Raw genomic sequence first — 17,944 nt, 5'->3', positions numbered from 1 at the left:
GTCAGGAGGCGTCATGAGCGGCACCGCACACCGGCGGACGCAGACCGTCAGGTGCGAGAACTGCGGGAGGACCAACCGGATTCCGGCCGCCGCGGACGGCACCCCCAAGTGCGGAAACTGCCACCAGGCGCTGCCCTGGATCGTTGACGCCACCAGCCAGGACTTCGCCGAGGTCGCCGAGCAGTCGACGCTGCCGGTCCTGGTGGACCTGTGGGCCACCTGGTGCGGCCCCTGCCGAATGGTCAGCCCCGCGCTGGAGCGGGTGGCGCGCGACATGGCCGGCCGGATCAAGCTGGTCAAGGTGGACATCGACAAGTCTCCACAGTTGCAGCAGCGGTTCGGTGTGCAGGCCGTCCCGACCCTCCTCATCCTCGACCAGGGCAGGGAGATCTCACGGCAGACCGGCGCCGCACCGCCCAACGTGCTGCGGGACTGGGTGGAGCAGACGCTCTCCCGCCGCGCCCAACCCGCTTGACGCCCGGAGGCAACCATGACCGTCCTTCACGACCCCCATCTGAGCCTGGTCCGCGACGTCGTTCCGAGGACCCCCGACGGATGCGAGGAGTGCCTCAGGCTCGGCATGGGCTGGGTGCACCTGCGCCTCTGCCTCACCTGCGGACACGTCGGCTGCTGCGACTCCTCGCCGGGCCGGCACGCCAGGGCGCACGCCGCCGCCATCGGACACCCCATCGTCCGCTCGCTGCAACCGGGCGAGAACTGGCGCTGGTGCTTCGCACATGAGGCGTTCGTGTGAGCGGCCGGGCACCGGACCGGGGAGAGGGAGCCGTCATGGGCGGCGGCGACGCCGTGCGCGCTGACGAGACGCCCGACACACACGGTGCGTACCCCCGGCTTTCCGACCAGCAGATCGAGGTGCTGGCCGCATGCGGCGACAAGCGGAAGGTGGAGGCCGGTGAAGTCCTCTTCCGCGAGGGCCAGGTCTGCACCGAGTTCATCGTCGTGCTCAGTGGCAAAGTGGCGATCCTGGAGGGATACGGAGTCGACGAACGCGTCCTGCGGATACACGGCCCGCGGCGCTTCCTCGGCGAACTCGCGCTCCTGGAAGGCCAGGCCGCGTTCTTCACCGCCGTGGTCGTCGAAAGCGGGACGGTCCTCGTGGTGGATGCCGGCGAACTACGCGCGCTGCTGGCCAGTGAACCCGCCCTCGGCGACCTGATATTCCGCGCCTATCTGCTGCGGCGTTCCGAACTGGTGGGGCAGGGCACCGGCTTCCGGATCGTCGGCTCGGGCTACTCGTCCGACACCCGCCGACTGCTTGAGTTCGCCGCCCGCAACCGCCTTCCGCACCGGTGGATCGACCTGGAGAAGGACAAGGGAGCGGAGTCACTGCTCAAGCGGCTGGGCATCCCCGCCTCCGACACGCCCGTGGTCGTGCTCAACAGCAGCCGGGTACTGCGCAATCCGGGCAACGCCGAGCTGGCCCGCGCCCTCGGCATGCGCTCCGCCGAACCCAACGACCACGTACGTGACCTGCTGGTCGTGGGCGCCGGACCGGCCGGGCTCGCCGCCGCTGTCTACGGGGCCTCCGAAGGGCTGCGGACCACCGTGCTGGAGGGAGTGGCCACCGGAGGCCAGGCGGCCACGTCCTCCCGGATCGAGAACTACCTCGGCTTCCCCGCTGGAATCTCGGGCGCCGAACTCGCCGAGCGGGCTGTCGTGCAGGCGACCCGGTTCGGTGCCGGGATCACCGTGCCGGTACAGGCGGTCGGGCTGGAGCGGAGGGAAGACCACTACGTCGTCTCCCTTGACGAGGAGGGCCCGGCCATGGGCCGGACGATCGTGCTCGCCACCGGTGCCCACTACCGTCGGCTGAACGTCCCCCGCATCGACGAACTGGAGGGCCTGGGCGTGTACTACGCGGCCACGCTCGTGGAGGCCCGCAGGTGCCGTGCCGATCCCGTCGCGGTGGTCGGCGGGGGCAACTCGGCCGGGCAGGCCTCGCTCTTCCTCGCCCGGCAGGTGCCGAAGGTCCACCTGCTGGTGCGCGGTGGCGACCTCGGCGCCGACATGTCCCGCTACCTCGTCGACCGGATCGAGCGGCATCCGGGAATCGACGTCCAGTTGCACACCGAAGTGCGTGAGGTGCACGGGGACCGCTCCGTGGAGTCGGTGACCGTGGAGGACAACCGCACCGGGGACCGTCGCACCCTGCCGGTACGAGCACTCTTCATCTTCATCGGGGCCGAGCCGTGCACCACATGGCTGGAGGGTGCGGTCTGCCTGGATTCGCACGGCTTCGTGGAGACGGGTCAGGACGCCGCCGCGAACACCCAGGAGAACGACTGGAGTTACCTGGGCCGGTCCCCCATGGCGCTGGAGACCAGTAGGCCGGGCGTCTTCGCCGTCGGAGACGTACGCAGCGGCTCGATCAAGCGGGTGGCCTCCGCCATCGGCGAGGGAGCGATGGCCGTACGCCTGATCCACGAGCGTCTCAGGGAGGTGGGAGTTTCCGCCCAGGACTGACCTCGATCGGGCCGACACGGCCCAACCCACCTCAGGAGGTGATCGGTATGCCCGTCATGGGTGTGACCAAGTTCGAACGCTTCTTTCGGGCCGCGGCCGGACTCTCCGTCGACAAGAACGACCTCAAGCGCTACGCCGACTTCATCGACCAGAAGCTCTACGACTTCTTCCTCATCGCCCAGGCCAAGGCCAAGGCCAACGGTCGGGACATCATCGAACCGCAGGACCTTCCCATCACCAAGGGACTGCAGGAGAGCATCCACGCCTTCAAACAGCTCGACCAGGAGATCGAACTACAGCCGCTGCTCGACCAGTTGGCCACCCACCCCGCACTGGAACTGTCGGCCAGCGAGGAGACACAGCACAGACTCCCGGCCATCGCGGGCGGGCTGAGCCTGGCGATGGCGAAGTCGTTCCGGATCATCGCCCCGGACCGCACCCACCCGCTCACCCCGGAGTGGGAGCAGGTCCTCGGCCTGTTCGACCTGCTGCTGTAGCCGTTGCCGAGCCATGCGTTGACGTGTTCGGCGCCCTGCCTCTGTCTTTCGGTAGAGCGCAGATCGCCCGTGAGGTTCACGTCTGTGTAGCGGTGGGACGTCGATACTGGTCAGCGTGTCGCTCACCAGCCCCTTCCGCCGTTTCACCCGCTGCCGCCCGTTCGCCGCGCCGTTCTCCCGCGGATCCGTGTCGCCGGTGGTGGAGGTGGTCGGCGCGGCGCTGGCGACTGCGGGCCTGTACGCGGTGGCCGTGCGTCTCGATTACCTGCCGCACCCGGGATTCCAGCTGCTGGCGGTTCCCGCCGGTGCCGTGCTCCTGCCGCTGCGTCGTCGGCTTCCTGGCGCGGTGCTGCTGGTGCTCGCGGTGCTCACCGGCACGCTGCCCTGCCTCGGGCCGGTCACGGCGGCGACCGCGTACAGCGTGGCCCGCCGCACGGTTCGGGCGCGTAGGCGGGCCCGACTCCTCGGTGCGGCCGGTCTCCTCTGCGTGCTGTCCGCGACGGCGGTCGCCCCCTGGTTCGGCCCCGGATCGGTGCCGTACGGGGTGGCGCTGGGGCTGGTCCTCGCGGTGACCGCGGTGGTCGTGCCCGGCCTGGTCGGCACGGCGTACGGACAGCAGGGCCGACTGGTCAGGGCGCTTCGTGAGCGCGGTGACGCGGCGGAACGGGCCAGGCGGCTCGCTGACAGCGAGGCGCGTGTCCAGGAGCGGTCCCGCATCGCCGCCGAGATGCACGACATGGTCGGCCACCGGCTCAGCCTCGTCTCGCTGTACGCCGGCGGACTGGAGCTGGCCTTGGACCGCGCCCACCCGGAGCTGCGCGAGGAGGCCGTCCTGGTACGGCATACCACCCAGGACGCGATGCGTGAGTTGCGGCAGGCGCTCGGGGTGCTCGGGCCGCTCGGCCGGGACACCGGGCCGGACGCGCTCACCGACGCGACCGGCACCCGCGCGGGCATCGAGGCGCTGGTGGCGGAGTCCCGCGACGGGGGAATCGCCGTCCAGCTCGACTGGAGGGGAGCGGATCTCGGCATCCGCCCGGAGCGGGTTCGCCGCGCGGTGCACCGGGTGGTACGGGAGGCGCTGACCAATGTGCACCGGTATGCGACAGCGGCGCATGTCACGGTGCGGGTCGTGCACGGTGACGAGACGGTGCGGGTCACCGTCCGCAACGGTGCGCCGCCGAAGCCGTCGGCCCCCAGCGAGGACATGGGCACGGGGCGCGGCCTCGCCGGTCTGCGGGAGCGGGTCGAACTGCTCGGCGGCAGCTTCGACGCCGCTGCGCTGCCGTCCGGCGGATTCCAGGTGGAGGCGGTCGTGCCGACCGAGCCCGGTGAGATTGTCGCCGTGGAACGACCCGGCTCCGGGCCTGCCTCACCCGGACCGACGGGCGACACCGCTTCGTCCGGTGGCGCGGACCATGTCGGGCGCCAGGACTTCGTTCAGCCCGGCCGCCGGACGGCCGAGGCGCTGACACTCGCCTTCGGGATGGTGGCACTGTGCGTGCTGATGGTCCTCGGGATCGGCTTCGTGTTCGTCGGCCACCCGCGAGGCACCGGGCCGCCTCCGCTGCCCCACATCGGCATGAGCTTCCAGGACATGGCCAGGGACGGCGTGGTGGACAACCTGGCCGTGCGGGCCGCGGCCACCGGTCGCGAACCGCCCCGTCCCGCTGGCACGGTCGGCTGCGTCTACCCGTTCAACGGGGCCACCGAGAGCCGCCCCGACGGCTTGGTCGTGGCCCGCTACTGCTTCGACACCGCACACCGTCTGATCGCCATCGACCGTTTCACCGTCCCGTTGGTTCGGGACGCCGCGCCCTGGGAGATCGCCCCGTGACCGAGCCCGCCCGGCCGATCCGTGTCCTGCTCGCCGACGACGAGGCGATGGTCCGGCACGGGGTGCGGCTGATCCTCCGGCACGCCGACGGGATCGACGTCGTCGCCGAAGCCGCCGATGGGCACCAGGCCGTGGACGCGGCTGCCGCTCACCGTCCCGACGTGGCGCTGGTGGACATCCGGATGCCGGTGTGCGACGGGCTGAGCGCGATCGCACCGTTGCTGGCCCTGGATCCGGCGCCGCGTGTGGTGATGCTGTCGACCTTCGGTGACGAGGACAACGTGGTCCGGGCGCTGGGCGAGGGCGCCTCGGGCTTCCTCCTCAAGGACGAGGGCCCCCAAGAGCTGATCAGCGCGGTACGGGCGGCTGCCGCCGGTGACGCCGTGCTCTCTCCCGGCGTCACCGGTTCGGTGATCGCCCGGATGCTGCGCGGCGGCGGATCCGGGCTGGCCCGGTCCGCGGTCGGGGACGAACGGATCGCCCGGCTCACCTCCCGGGAGCGGGAGGTCCTGGTGATGCTCGGCGAGGGACTTTCCAACCACGACATCGCCGAGCGGCTCGGCATTGGGATCGGGACCGTGAAGACGCACGTCGGCGCGATCTTGGACAAGACCGGTTCGGCGAGCAGGGTGCAGGCGGCGCTGCTCGCCCACCGGGCGGGTCTGGTCTCCTGAAGGACGTCGCCACGACACTCGCTGCGCGGCGCGGGTTCCCTGCTGTGTGAACGGTCTGAGGCCGTGGCACGAGGTGTGGTCCCGCGCGGGCAGGCCCTCCTCTCCCCAACGGCATAGGCCCCTCCCCCTGAGGGTCTGCCCGAGGGCGGAGGCGGACCGTTCGGCTCCTCCCTCGGACAGAGCCCAACTCCCGCCCGTAGAGCGATGTTTGCGCAGGTGGAGGCGGTGAGGATGGGAGTGTCCCTCCGGCCCGCCGCGCTCTGTGCGGACCGTCGAATCCCAGGCGGAGTACTCATGTCCCAGATGTTCCCCACCCCCGCACCCGGCTCCCCCGTCACCGAACCGGCTGCCCGCGCAACGGGTCTGACCAAGGTGTACGGGAAGGGTGAGACGCGGGTCACCGCGCTGGACTCGGTGTTCGTCGAGTTCGCACGGGGCCGGTTCACCGCCGTCATGGGTCCCTCCGGTTCCGGCAAGTCCACGCTGATGCACTGCATGGCCGGGCTGGACCGGGTCACCTCCGGCTCGGCGCGCATCGGCGGAACCGAGCTTGCCTCCCTTTCGGACAAGCAGCTCACCGCGCTGCGGCGGGACAAGGTGGGATTCGTCTTCCAGGGCTTCAACCTGCTGCCCACGCTCACCGCGCTGGAGAACATCACGCTGCCGCTGCGGCTCGCCGGACGTCAGCCGGACCCGGCCTGGCTGGAGACGGTTGTCACCACCGTGGGCCTGGCGGGTCGGCTCGCCCATCGGCCCACTGAGCTGTCCGGCGGCCAGCAGCAGCGGGTCGCGGCTGCCCGCGCTCTGGTCTCGCGTCCCGAGATCGTGTTCGCCGACGAGCCGACTGGCAACCTCGACTCCCGCTCCGGCGCCGAGATCCTTGGCTTTCTGGGCGACTCGGTACGGGAGTTGGGGCAGACGGTGGTGATGGTGACCCACGACCCGGTGGCCGCCGCACACGCGGACCGGGTGGTGTTCCTCGCCGACGGCCTGCTCGTGGACGAGCTGCACGAGCCGACCGCTGACGCGGTCCTCGACCGGATGCTCCGGTTCGAGGCCCAGAGCCGCACGCGCTGACCCGGCCAGGTGGCGGGCGCCCGCCACGCGCCTCGCACAGTCACCCGCGTTTCGGGCCCCCCACAGCACCTGGCAGCTCTTTGTTTTCTCCGTACTCCGCACTCCCCTGGAATCGCCCCCATGCTGCGAACAGCCCTGCGCAACGTCCTTGCGCACAAAGCCCGTCTGCTCATGACCGTGCTCGCGGTCTGTCTCGGTGTCGCCTTCGTCTCCGGCACGCTCGTTTTCGCGGACTCCTCCTCCGCCGCCTACCGCGCCGCCGTATCCAGGAACTTCGCGGACATCGCGGTCAGCGTGACGCCGAAGTTCGCCCCGTCGGCCACCGCGGAGGACCAGCGCACCACCGTGCTCGACGACGCGCTCGTGCGGAAACTCGCCAAGCTGCCGGGTGTCACCACCGCGCGCCCCTTGGCCGACGGCACTGCCACCCTGTCCGCCAAGGACGGGAGCCCGCTGCGTGCCGGCAAGACATGGGCGAACCTGGCAGCCGCCTACGTACCCGGCGAGGGAGGCAGGGACAGCCGCTACCCGCTCGTGAACGGCCGCGCCCCGCACAACAGTGACGAGGTGGCCGTGGACAGCGGAACCGCCGCGGCCGGCGGGTTCGGCATCGGTGACATGGTCACGATGGCCACCAACGGTCCGGTCATGACCAAGCGGCTCGTCGGCATCGTCTCCACCAAGGACCCCCGGGTGACGGCCGGCGGTACTCTCGCCCTGTTCGACAAGGCGACCGCCCAGCGGCTGTTCGCCTCTCCCGGCCACTACACCGGCATCGACCTGGCCGCCGCGCCCGGTACCGCCCAGTCCGAACTCTCCGACCGGGTCACCGCCGTGCTTCCGGCCGACCGTGCCGAGGTCAGCACGGCCACCGCCCAGGCCGCCCAACAGGCCGTCAACGTCGACGTGTTGACTCGGGGCTACGAGAAGATGCCCATGATCTTCGCCGGCGTCTCGCTGTTCATCGGCTCGTTCCTCATCGTCAACACCTTCACGATGCTCGTGACGCGGCGCACCCGTGAGATCGCCCTGCTGCGGGCGATCGGCGCGTCGCGCCGCCAGGTGGTCCGCTCCGTCCTTCTGGAGGCCGCACTGGTCGGCCTCGCCGCGTCCGCGGTCGGGTTCCCGCTCGGTCTGGGCGTCGCCTCGGTGCTGCCCGACATCCTGAACACCTCACAGGAGGTGCTGCCCAGCGGCCCTCTGGTCATCAGTGCCCAGCCCGTCGTGGCGGCGCTCGCCGTTGGCGTGGGGGTCACGGTGCTCGCCGCGTGGCTGCCGTCCCGCCGGGCGGCGAGGATCGCACCGGTGGAGGCCATGCGCTCGGCCGAGCAGCCACCCTCCGCCGCCCGTTCCCGGATCCGCGGGCTGGTAGGGCTGGTCCTGCTGGTGCTGGGCGCCGGGCTGCTGGTGTCGCTCGCCGGGGCGAAGGACGCCTCAGAGGGAAACCTGGACAGCGCGATGCTCGGCTGCGCTCTCCTAGGCGCCGCCCTGATCGTGCTGGCGCCACTGCTCGCCGACCCGGTGGTCCGGCTCATCGGACGACTGACCACCCGCTTCGGCGTCATCGGCCACCTCGCACGGGAGAACGCCCTGCGCGACCCGCGGCGTACCGCGGCCACCGCCTCCGCCCTGATGATCACCACCGCGCTGGTCGCCGGGCTCGCCGTCATCGGCAACTCCACCGGGCAGGCCCTCGACCGTCAAGCGGCGTCCGGCCTCGGGGCCGACTACGTGATCAGCACCCGTGACACCACGACCGCCATCGACACGGCCGCCGTACGGCGGGTGGCCGACACCTCCGGAGTGCGGACCGCCAGCGCCATCGCGGACTCCACCCTGTTCACCGGCGGCAAGTCCCAGCAGATCTCCGGCGTCGACCCGGAAACCGTGAACAGCGTCATGAAGCTCCACTTCGTCAGCGGTTCCGCCAAGAATCTCGGACCAGGCCGAATCGCCGTGTCCCGCACCCTCGCCGAGCAAGGCGGCCTGAGCGCGGGCAGCCGACTCAACGCGAGCATCGGCCGGGGCCAGGACTTCAAGCAGTACAGCGTTGTGGGCGTCTACGAGGACAACCCGGTGGCCCGCGACGCGCTGGGCTACCGCCCCGAAGTCCAGAACAACAGCTTCATGCCCGGCTCCGTCCAACGCCTCCTGGTCCGCACCGACAACAACGCCGTGTCGAAGGACACGGAGAGCCGGCTGCGCGCCGCCGTGGGCAACAACCCGCTGCTGAAGGTCCAGGACCGGGGGCAACTCGTCCACGAGGCCGCCGGAACCGTGGGGAACCTGCTCACGCTGATGTACGGGTTGCTCGTCATCGGCGTCGTGATCGCCGCGCTCGGAATCGTCAACACCCTGGCGATGTCGGTTTCGGAGCGCACTCGCGAGATCGGCGTGCTGCGCGCCATCGGCATGGATCGTGTCGGCATCCGACGAATGATCCGCCTGGAGGCGGTGACCGTCGCCGCCTTCGGCACACTGCTCGGCCTGCTCGGCGGACTGTTCGGGGCCTGGGCGGTCGGCGCGCTGGCCAACGGCGCGATCACGCAGTACTCGCTCGCACTCCCCTGGGGAACGCTGGCGCTCGTATGCCTGATGTCTCTCGCGCTCGGCGCGGTCGCAGCGGCCCTCCCGGCCCGCCGCGCAGCCGCGCTCAGTCCGCTGCGAGCAGCCACGGAGCTGTAGGGCCGCGGCAACCGCCCGCCGCAGCGAAGCTGACGGCGGGCGGTCCGGCATGCTCCCCGCACACGTCCTTTCAGGCCCCTGATTCGGGGACCGTGCGCAGGCTAATTGAGATGTGGTGGCGGACTGTGTTCCTGCACACTTCACCGATGGGAACCGGCACCGGCTGGTCTCCGCAGAAGAGGGCTTTGCACCACGTCACGGCCCTGTCCTCGGGAGATCCGCTCGACCCTCGGCTGCGGCTGACGATGAACTTTCACCCCGACCGGGCAGCGGACGGCCAGCCGATCCTGCTCAAGATGGCGGCGGACCGTGTCTATCGCTCCCAGTTCGTAACGGGCACCAGCAACGGTGGTCTGACCGCTCACCCGGGCGGGGACCGATGGCGCTGGGAGAGCCGCATCTTCGCGGGCGCCTACGACCATGTGGCCGCCGACGAACGCCCTGTCTACGGTGCGTTGAACTTCCGGCGCGACCCCGCGGGTGGGGCACCGCGATTCGGCTCCTCCCACTTCCGGCTCACCGGCGACACCCTGGCCCGAACCACGTTCTGCTACCCCGACAGCTCCACCGAGCCGTCCGACTTCGGCGTCGCGGCTCGTTTCTCGCTCATCGAGTTGGCTGAGGCCGGTGGCCTGGATGCCATGGACGGTCACATCGAGGCGCAGATCCACGGGCCGGTCAGGCTCGACCGCCACGTCGAGGCGCTGGTTCTCGATCCCAGCTACCGCGGCACGACCGTGGAGGACGCAGCCCGCCGACTCCCGTGCCCCATCGAGTGGCATCCCGGTTTCCGGCTCAGCGTGGACCGTCTGCGCCGCCACCCGGGCTACCGCGGACAGCGGTACGTCGACCTGGGAGCCGAGATCGCGGTCGACGGCCGGATCGACCCGAAGATCATCGGAGATGCCGTACGGACAGGCCGCTACGACCCGCAGGACCTGAAGAAGGTCTGGCACTGCCTGGCGCGCTTCGGCCCTCCGCCGCTGGACGCGGGCCCAGTGGGGCGGCCGCCCGACCACTCCGTACAGTTCACGGATAATCGGGTGGGAACCAGCGAAAGAGAGAGCAGCACACGGCCATGACGGCGACCACGGAACACCAGCACACCAACGACCAACCGGACGCCGTGGACGGCACCGCACCCGAGTTCGGGCCGGGCCTGGCCCCGGAGCGCCTGCAGCTGTGCCTCGACGTCCTCGCCGAACTGGACGACCTGCCGATCGACCACCCGGACGCGATCACCGTCCGCAAGGCCGTGGCCCACATCTTCCGCACCGTCAAACAGCGCCGCCGCCAGGAGAACCGGGCGCGCAAGACTGCCCATGACCGCGCGGTGACGGCCGCAACCGCCACCGGCGCGCCTGGCCGGATCGACGACGAGACCGCGGGCGTCTTCGGGCTCACCACCCCCACCACCACCGAGATAGCCGGCATCCTTCAGCGCCCGCGCTCCTGCTACACCTGCAAGGCTCGCTACGTAGAAGTGGATGCCTTCTACCACCAGCTCTGCCGGGACTGCGCCGCGAAGAACCGGGCTCGGCGCGACGCGCGAACCGACCTGACCGGCCGCCGCGCACTGCTCACCGGCGGCCGAGCCAAGATCGGCATGTACATAGCCCTGCGGCTGCTACGTGACGGCGCGCACACCACCATCACCACCCGCTTCCCCAACGACGCGATCCGCCGCTTCAAAGCGATGCCGGACAGCGCCGAGTGGCTACACCGTCTCAAGATCGTCGGGATCGATCTGCGCGACCCGGCCCAGGTGGTCGCGCTCGCCGACTCGGTGGCCGCCGCCGGCCCGCTGGACATCCTGATCAACAACGCCGCGCAGACCGTGCGCCGCTCCCCCGCCGCCTACTCCGAGCTGGTCGCGGCCGAGTCCGCGCCCCTGCCCGCCGGAGAACTGCCCACGAGCGAGGTGATCGGCCGTTTCGGCAGCGGGAGCGTCGACCACCCGGCGCTGCCCGGTCAGGCCGGCGGGGAACACGAGGCACTCGGCGCGCAGGAGGTCACCTCGCTGGCACTGGTCACGGGCTCGGCCTCGCCAGCCCGGATCGCGGCTGGTACGGCGATCGACGCGGGCGGGCTCGTCCCCGACCTGGCCGCCTCCAACAGCTGGGTGCAGACCGTCTCCGAAGTCGAGCCGGTCGAGATGCTCGAAGTCCAACTGTGCAACTCCATCGCGCCGTTCATCCTGATCAGCCGACTGCGTCCGGCGCTCGCGGCCTCCCCGGCCCGACGTACGTACGTGGTCAACGTCTCAGCGATGGAAGGCAAGTTCAGCCGAGGCTACAAGGGCGCCGGGCATCCCCACACCAACATGGCCAAGGCCGCGCTCAACATGCTCACCCGCACCAGCGCGCAGGAGATGTTCCAGGCCGACGGCATTCTGATGACCGCGGTGGACACCGGCTGGATCACCGACGAACGCCCGCACCCCGACAAGATCCGTCTGGCCGACGCGGGCTTCCACGCTCCTTTGGACCTGGTCGACGGCGCGGCGCGGGTCTACGACCCCATCGTCCGCGGCGAACAGGGCGAAGACCTCTACGGGTGCTTCCTCAAGGACTACGCCCCCACCCCGTGGTGACGGCGACGCCGCTGACGTCCTGACCGGCCGACCAGGGGCTGCGGGACGTCCGGCGTCATGTTCGCCCGTGCGACCCTTGCCGTCGAAAGCAAGGGCCGCACGGGGCGCTACGGCCTGGACGCAAGCCGGGCGAGCCACTCACGCAACAACGCGAACTCGGCCGCCGTGAACGCATCAGAGGAACGCGACAGCACCGCGTCCAACGCGATGGCCCGCGAAGAGACCGATACCTCCTCGTTGGCTGGGGCGCTTTGGGTGGTCAAGGTGGCCAGCACCGCATCCCGGGTCCGTGTCGACAGACCCATGTCGCGTGCATCAGCCGGGGCGGAGATCAGGGCGAGGGCGACGCCGGCACAGGTGGCCTGGATCATCTCCGCAGCCTGCTCCACCGGCACCCGCAAACGCCCCGCCCGCGCCACCCGCCCCAGCATGCCCAACAGCACCCGGTACGTCTCCCCCGCCGCGCTTGGACGCTCGCCAGGACGCACCGCCCCGTACATCAACACGTAGAACGACGGATGTGTCAGGCCGAACTCCACGTGCAGGTCCCACCCACGCCGCAGATCCTCCACCGGATCCTCGGTCGCCGCCATCGCCTGCTTGTCAGCCAGATAGCGCTCGAAGCCATAGGCGGTCACCGCATCCAGCAGACCCTGTTTGTCCCCGAACAGGCGGTAGAGCGTGGGCGCCTGGACCCCGGCCGCCGCACTGACCGCACGAGTGGAGACAGCATCAGCACCACCCTCGGCCAGCAGGTCCGCCGCAGCGATCAGAATGCGTTCACGCGTGTCCACAGCCTCACAACCCACCATAGAACCAATGCTAGATGACCACTGTTAGCGACGATACGCACGACGTTGGCACCGGACCTATGCCAAGGCGCACGACGGCATGCGAGGGAGGAAGCCGTACCACCCGCGCTCCCTCCCTCGCGCTGCGCGCCGAAGAATGCCTTTCGGCAACCGGCTACCGGCTACGGCACGAGCACGGCTCGGAACTGCGCCTTGCCCATGGACTGGAAGACTGCCTCGGCCTGCTCCAACGGGTGCGTCTCTACCATCGGGCGCACCCCCTTGAGCGCTGCGAATGCCATCGTCTCCTCACTGTCCTTGGCGTTGCCGCTGTACCAGCCACCAACCGAACGCCGACCGAAGACCAGCGCGTCCGGCGAGACATCGATCGGCTGGTGGTCAGCGGCGACGATCAGCAGCCGACCGTTGGGCTTCAACCCCTGCACCAGGTCCGACTGTGCCGGGCTGGAACCGACGGTCGACAAGATGACGGCCGCGCCGCCGAGGCGCGCCAGTGCCTCACCCGCGCTGCCCTCGTTGCTGTCGATGTACTCATCAGCTCCCAACTGACGCGCCAGTTCCTCCTTGGCACGGCCACGGTTGATGGCTACCGTCCGAAAGCCCATCTTGTCGGCGAACTGCACCGCCAGATGCCCCAGACCGCCAATACCGTGAACCGCCACCGTCTCGCCCGGGCGCGCGCCGGAGTTGCGCAGGGAGTTGAACGTGGTGATTCCCGCACACATCAACGGCCCCGCCTCCTCGAACGACAACGCGTCCGGAATACGGGCGAGGGCGTCCTGGGGTGCCACCATGTACTCCGCGTAACCACCGTCGTAGTGCAGTCCGACGATCTTGCGGTCGACGCAGTTGGTGAAGTCACCCTCACGGCAGGGGTCACAGACGAAGCAGCTCCCGCCATGCCAGCCGATACCGACGCGGTCCCCCGCCTGCCAGGCGGTCACACCAGGCCCCAACGCGTCCACCACACCGGCCACCTCATGGCCGGGAACCCGCGGAAGCTGCGCACCGAACAGACCGAGGCGCACGATGTTCTCCCCCGCGCACACACCGCATGCGTGCACCTTGATCCGCACCTGACCCGGCCCGGGCTCCGGCACCGGAACAGTCGCCATCACGAACTCGCCACCCGCCGTAACCGCCTGCGCGGCACGCATCGTCGAGGACGCCATAACCATTTCTCCTTATTGCTGCAGACAAGAACTTGATGAGGCTGAAAGGCCTAGGACGCTTCAGAGAGCCGGGAAGTCAGGGATTCCGGGGCAACTGGTGTGGCGGATACTCCGCCACACCCTCGGCAGTGGCCAGCGAGCCCAGCGGAACGCTGTCGGCGAGGGCCTTCCCGGGCGACCTCGCCATAAAGATCAACTTCACGCCTCCTACTCCTGCGTACCCCGCGACCGCGAGGGCGATCATCATCGCTAACGCTGTGGCGTTAGCACCGATAAATCGATGCTAACAGATTGCCTTTAGCAGTGATAGATAGTGGTGGGCTGCCCGATGGTTACCCCAGGCCCCACAGCAAAGGACGCCCGCACCGTGAGGAGCCTGGCGCGCCCCCTCCCCGTGGGTGGCCGAAGGCGCCAGCCCGAATCCTGCTTCCCGCCCCTCGACCACCAGCGTGCTGGCCCGGCGGATGCCCACGAACTGTTCACCGCGCTCCCGCACGGACGCGACGGCGAGCTTCGCGTCATACATCCGCGGCGAGAGACGGACCGATCGGCGGATCCACACAGGTCCCCGCGCAACGGCTCCGCGTCTCGACGTTGCCGCCGATCGTCGCGTAGTGCGTCGAGTCAGCGCGGTCACGGCGGATGAGCGCGACGTGGTCGCCGCAGAACACCAGCGCGCTGGTGCGGACTTTGATGTGTGAGAAGGGTGCCGCAGCCTCTGGGACGCTTGTCATGTGAGAACGTACCCCGTCGATGTCCTGGACACCGGGACCCAGCTGTTCTGGGTCAACGGGCTGATGACAAAGCCGCATTGGACCCGGCGGAGGGACCACGTGGTAGTCGCGCTGAGGGCGACGCGGTGCTGGAGGCCCTGCTGTTCATGACCGCTGGCACTGCGAGACGACGCGCAGGGCGCCGCGCCGCCGCGCATGGGCGTCGACCTGGACGCCGGGACAGCCATGACCCGGCGGCGCGGATAGCCTCTGGCTTCACGAGGTGAGTTGCCGGTATCCGCGGCGCGACTCCAACAGGCAACCGGTGCCTGCCTCATGGGGGCATCGAGGCCGCCGACCGCCTGGCGGCGGCCGTCGCAGGGATGGCCTTCTGCGGTCAGGCAGCCAGTTCCCTCAGCGCGGCGGTGGCGAAGGCGTGGTCCTGCTCAGGGGCGCCGCCGCCAACGCCGAGGGCGCCGATGAGTCGGCCGTCCTGGTGGATCGGGACGCCACCGGCGATGAAAAGCAACGGGCGGTCGAGGGCGGTGGGCAGGGTGTGGAAGAGGCCACCGGGCTGGACGGCGTCGACCAGGTCGGCCGTGGCGGAGTCCAACTGTAGAGCGGTGTAGGCCTTGCGGGTGCTGGTCTCCCCCGAGATCAGCACGGCGCGGTCGTCGCGGCGGAAGGCGAGCAGGTGTCCGCCGGCGTCCAGGACAGTGACGCTGACCGGGACACCTGCGTTCTCTGCGGCGGTGCGGGCGGCACCGACCAGGGTCTCGGCGTCGGTGGTGGTGAGCGAGGCGTGGGCGTTCAAGGTGACTCCTCAGACGGTGGTGGACAAGCGTGGGAATGAGACGGTGAACGGGCCGCAGTTCAGCGGGAAACGAACTCGCCGTGAACCGGGCTGGCGGCGGCGCGCGGCGCGCTCGGCTGGTCGCGGCGCTCAAGGGCCGCGGACCAGAAGGCGAGCCCGAGGGCAGAGCCCGCCAGGATCGCGCCGACCGAGTTCGGCGAGGTGTAGCCGAGGCCTGCGGCGATGACGATGCCGCCGAGCCACGCTGACAGGGCGTTGCCCAGGTTGAAGGCACCGATGTTCACCGCGGAGGCCAGAGTGGGGGCGCCGTGCGCCTGGTCGAGAACCCGCTTCTGCAACGGGGGTACGGTCGCGAAGCCGAGCGCCCCGACCAGCAGCACGGTGATCGCGGCCAGCACCTTGCTGTGCGCGGTCAGTGTGAACAGACCCAGCACGAGGGCCAGGCCGCCGAGGGTGGTGTAGAGCATCGGCATCAGCGCGCGGTCGGCGAACCGCCCCCCGACGAGGTTGCCGATGACCATGCCGACGCCGAACAGGACCAGCAGCCAGGTGACCGCGCTGTCCGAGTAGCCTGCGACGCGGGTCATCATCGGCGCGATGTAGGTGATCGCGGCGAAGACACCGCCGAAGCCGAGCACCGTCATGGCCATGGCGAGCAGGACCTGGGGGTTGCGCAGGGCGGCGGCCTCATGACGCAGATGGACGCCTTCGGGGCGGGGCAGGACGGGGACAAGCTTGGCTATCCCGAGCAGGCCCACCACGCCGAGTCCCGCGACGATGGCGAAGGTGGTCCGCCAGCCCGCGGCCTGGCCGATGTAGGTGCCGAGTGGCACTCCGACGACGTTGGCGACGGTCAGGCCGGTGAACATGGTGGCGATGGCCCCGGCCTTCTTCTCGGGGGCGACCAGCTCGGCGGCGACGACCGAGCCGATCCCGAAGAAGGCACCGTGCGCGAGCGAGGTGACAAGGCGCCCGGCGAGCATCAACCCGAAGGTGGGCGCCAGTGCGGACAGCAGGTTGCCCGCGATGAACAGGCCCATCAGCAGCATGAGCATCCGCTTGCGGGGGACCTTCGTGCCGAGCACGGTCATCAGCGGCGCACCGAACAGCACGCCGAGCGCGTAGCCGGTGACAAGCAGTCCTGCGGTGGGGATGGTGACGTGGAAGTCGGCAGCGACCTGAGGCAGCAGACCCATCACCACGAATTCGGTGGTGCCGATACCAAAGGCACCGATGGCGAGAGCGAGAAGCGCGAGAGGCATTGACTCAACCTTCCGTGTTGCTTGAGCGAGCCCTTAGCATGCTCTCACAATAGTTGCAGGCGCCTTATACTTGCAAGCGCATCTATACGAAGAGGTGCGGAGGCAGTGAGGAGGGCCCCTACAGCGCCGAAGCACCCACAGCCGCCGACTGCGCCGACGTACACAAACCCGCGCGAGGAGGGCGACCAGGCAAACCAGGAGCCATGCAGTCAGCAATCAGGGCGCGCACCAAGCACTCCGGGCGCCCTACGGCCATCGCTACCGCAGGGACTGCGCCGGTCGGCGCCCGGCAAAGCAGCCCGACCCGCGCAAGGCGGAGATCAACGCCACGAAGGCGCCCACGAAACTCGACCGGGGGGGTCGGCGCGCGGCGTCAGGTAGCCGCGGGACCGTCCAGCGTCTCGACAGCCGCCACGAGCGACGTCAGTCGGGGATCTTGGCCGGCACGGTCAAGGGCCTCGCGCAGCGCCGCGTCATGGGTCGGGCGCGCCTCGGCGAGCAGGGCGAGCCCAGCCTCGGTGACATCGGTGTAGATGCCCCTGCGGTCGGTCGGGCACAGATATCGGGCGAGCAGCCCGCGGTCCTCCAGGCGTGTGACAAGCCGGGTGGTCGCACTCTGGCTGAGCACCACCGCGTCTGCGACCTGGTTCATGCGCAGATGGCCGCCCTCGCCGTTGTGCTGATGACTGAGAACGTCGAGCAGGGAGTACTCCCGCACGCTGAGGTCATGCCCACCCTGCAGGGCACGCTCGATGTGCGCCTCGATCCGACCGTGCAGGAGGGAGAGGGCATACCAGCCGTGAGCGAGACCGGTCGCCGTGGCGTCCGTGGCAGTCATGGCTCCTCCTCCACTTGCAGCTGGGGCTCCCCCACAGCCCAGCATCGATCACACTTTCACAATATACCGCGCCTGCAATTAGTAGGCTATGTAACGAGGGCTGCCACCTCGCCTGGCCGCAGTCACCGCGAAGCCACCGAGCGTCGCACGGCGACCTCCTCGGTACGCGAGGGCCGATGCGTAAGACCTGCGACACCACCGCGCCCCCGGAAGTCGGCGCCACGCATTTGATTTCCAGTCCAGCCAGTTATATGAGATTGATAGTCGCAGACTGCTTGCGTGGGCCACGCAGAAAGTGTGACACTGCACTTGACTTTGACTCAGCGACAAATGACGCCGCTTCGAAGCAATTTACCAACCGAGGCCGCGATTGCCGCGCCAGACTTCTGGACGGCTGACGTCACACCTCAATCCAAACCGTTCATCACAAGACCTTCTGGTCTTACCGCAGCACTGGTTCACAGGGCGTCGCTCGGCAAAAAGGAG

16 protein-coding genes are annotated in these 17,944 nt (G+C 69.6%); 11 read left to right on the top strand and 5 right to left on the bottom strand.

What is annotated here, in order from left to right:
- Positions 1-13: 13 nt before the first annotated feature.
- The 10 genes from trxA (at position 14) to O5O46_RS14925 (ending at position 11,847) form a co-directional block, all read left to right on the top strand.
- Positions 14-475, top strand: a complete 462-nt coding sequence (trxA, locus tag O5O46_RS14970) for a thioredoxin (protein WP_269855913.1) — start codon at positions 14-16, stop codon at positions 473-475.
- Between the two features lie 15 nt (positions 476-490).
- Positions 491-754 carry a UBP-type zinc finger domain-containing protein gene (locus O5O46_RS14965; RefSeq protein ID WP_269855912.1) on the top strand — a complete coding sequence of 88 codons (264 nt, stop codon included), beginning with the start codon at positions 491-493 and terminating at the stop codon, positions 752-754.
- 35 nt (positions 755-789) lie between these two features.
- Complete coding sequence (locus O5O46_RS14960; RefSeq protein ID WP_269855911.1) at positions 790-2,484, top strand: FAD-dependent oxidoreductase; 1,695 nt, start codon at positions 790-792, stop codon at positions 2,482-2,484.
- A gap of 47 nt (positions 2,485-2,531) precedes the next feature.
- A complete protein-coding gene (locus tag O5O46_RS14955; RefSeq protein ID WP_269855910.1) occupies positions 2,532-2,981 on the top strand; it encodes a DUF1931 family protein in 450 nt (149 codons plus the stop codon).
- A gap of 115 nt (positions 2,982-3,096) precedes the next feature.
- Positions 3,097-4,818 (top strand): sensor histidine kinase, encoded by a 1,722-nt coding sequence (locus O5O46_RS14950; protein WP_269855909.1) that lies wholly within the window; start codon positions 3,097-3,099, stop codon positions 4,816-4,818.
- Positions 4,815-5,492 carry a response regulator gene (locus tag O5O46_RS14945; RefSeq protein WP_269855908.1) on the top strand — a complete coding sequence of 226 codons (678 nt, stop codon included), beginning with the start codon at positions 4,815-4,817 and terminating at the stop codon, positions 5,490-5,492. Before O5O46_RS14950 ends, O5O46_RS14945 begins: the two co-directional genes overlap by 4 nt.
- 294 nt (positions 5,493-5,786) lie before the next feature.
- Positions 5,787-6,569: an ABC transporter ATP-binding protein gene (locus O5O46_RS14940; protein WP_269855907.1), complete on the top strand. Its 783-nt coding sequence runs from the start codon at positions 5,787-5,789 to the stop codon at positions 6,567-6,569.
- Between the two features lie 120 nt (positions 6,570-6,689).
- Positions 6,690-9,254 (top strand): ABC transporter permease, encoded by a 2,565-nt coding sequence (locus O5O46_RS14935; protein ID WP_269855906.1) that lies wholly within the window; start codon positions 6,690-6,692, stop codon positions 9,252-9,254.
- Between the two features lie 146 nt (positions 9,255-9,400).
- Positions 9,401-10,336 carry a DUF3626 domain-containing protein gene (locus O5O46_RS14930; protein WP_269855905.1) on the top strand — a complete coding sequence of 312 codons (936 nt, stop codon included), beginning with the start codon at positions 9,401-9,403 and terminating at the stop codon, positions 10,334-10,336.
- Positions 10,333-11,847, top strand: coding sequence for an SDR family oxidoreductase (locus O5O46_RS14925; RefSeq protein ID WP_269855904.1), 1,515 nt, complete (start codon positions 10,333-10,335; stop codon positions 11,845-11,847). Before O5O46_RS14930 ends, O5O46_RS14925 begins: the two co-directional genes overlap by 4 nt.
- A 107-nt stretch (positions 11,848-11,954) precedes the next feature.
- Here the strand turns inward: O5O46_RS14925 and O5O46_RS14920 are convergent, their stop codons facing one another.
- Both O5O46_RS14920 and O5O46_RS14915 read right to left on the bottom strand, forming a co-directional pair.
- Complete coding sequence (locus O5O46_RS14920) at positions 11,955-12,641, bottom strand: TetR/AcrR family transcriptional regulator (RefSeq protein ID WP_333482379.1); 687 nt, start codon at positions 12,639-12,641, stop codon at positions 11,955-11,957.
- Between the two features lie 179 nt (positions 12,642-12,820).
- On the bottom strand, positions 12,821-13,831 hold the full coding sequence (locus O5O46_RS14915; RefSeq protein ID WP_269855902.1) for an alcohol dehydrogenase: 1,011 nt from the start codon (positions 13,829-13,831) through the stop codon (positions 12,821-12,823).
- An 887-nt stretch (positions 13,832-14,718) separates the two neighbouring features.
- On the opposite strand from O5O46_RS14915, the gene O5O46_RS35475 reads away from it, so the two are divergent.
- Positions 14,719-14,811, top strand: a complete 93-nt coding sequence (locus O5O46_RS35475) for a DUF6191 domain-containing protein (protein WP_443072544.1) — start codon at positions 14,719-14,721, stop codon at positions 14,809-14,811.
- A gap of 130 nt (positions 14,812-14,941) precedes the next feature.
- On the opposite strand, the gene O5O46_RS14910 is transcribed toward O5O46_RS35475, so the two are convergent.
- The 3 genes from O5O46_RS14910 to O5O46_RS14900 form a co-directional block, all read right to left on the bottom strand.
- The gene (locus O5O46_RS14910) at positions 14,942-15,358 is read right to left on the bottom strand and encodes a GlcG/HbpS family heme-binding protein (RefSeq protein ID WP_269855901.1); all 417 of its coding nucleotides are present in this window, start codon (positions 15,356-15,358) and stop codon (positions 14,942-14,944) included.
- Between the two features lie 59 nt (positions 15,359-15,417).
- A complete protein-coding gene (locus O5O46_RS14905; protein ID WP_269855900.1) occupies positions 15,418-16,620 on the bottom strand; it encodes an MFS transporter in 1,203 nt (400 codons plus the stop codon).
- Positions 16,621-16,993: 373 nt separating this feature from the next.
- Positions 16,994-17,458 (bottom strand): MarR family winged helix-turn-helix transcriptional regulator, encoded by a 465-nt coding sequence (locus O5O46_RS14900; RefSeq protein ID WP_269855899.1) that lies wholly within the window; start codon positions 17,456-17,458, stop codon positions 16,994-16,996.
- Positions 17,459-17,944: the final 486 nt, after the last annotated feature.

This window comes from Streptomyces sp. RPT161 (genome assembly GCF_027533845.1).
GTDB classification, from domain to species: Bacteria; Actinomycetota; Actinomycetes; order Streptomycetales; family Streptomycetaceae; genus Streptantibioticus_A; species Streptantibioticus_A silvisoli_A.
This window is presented reverse-complemented; position numbering and strand designations above follow the sequence as displayed.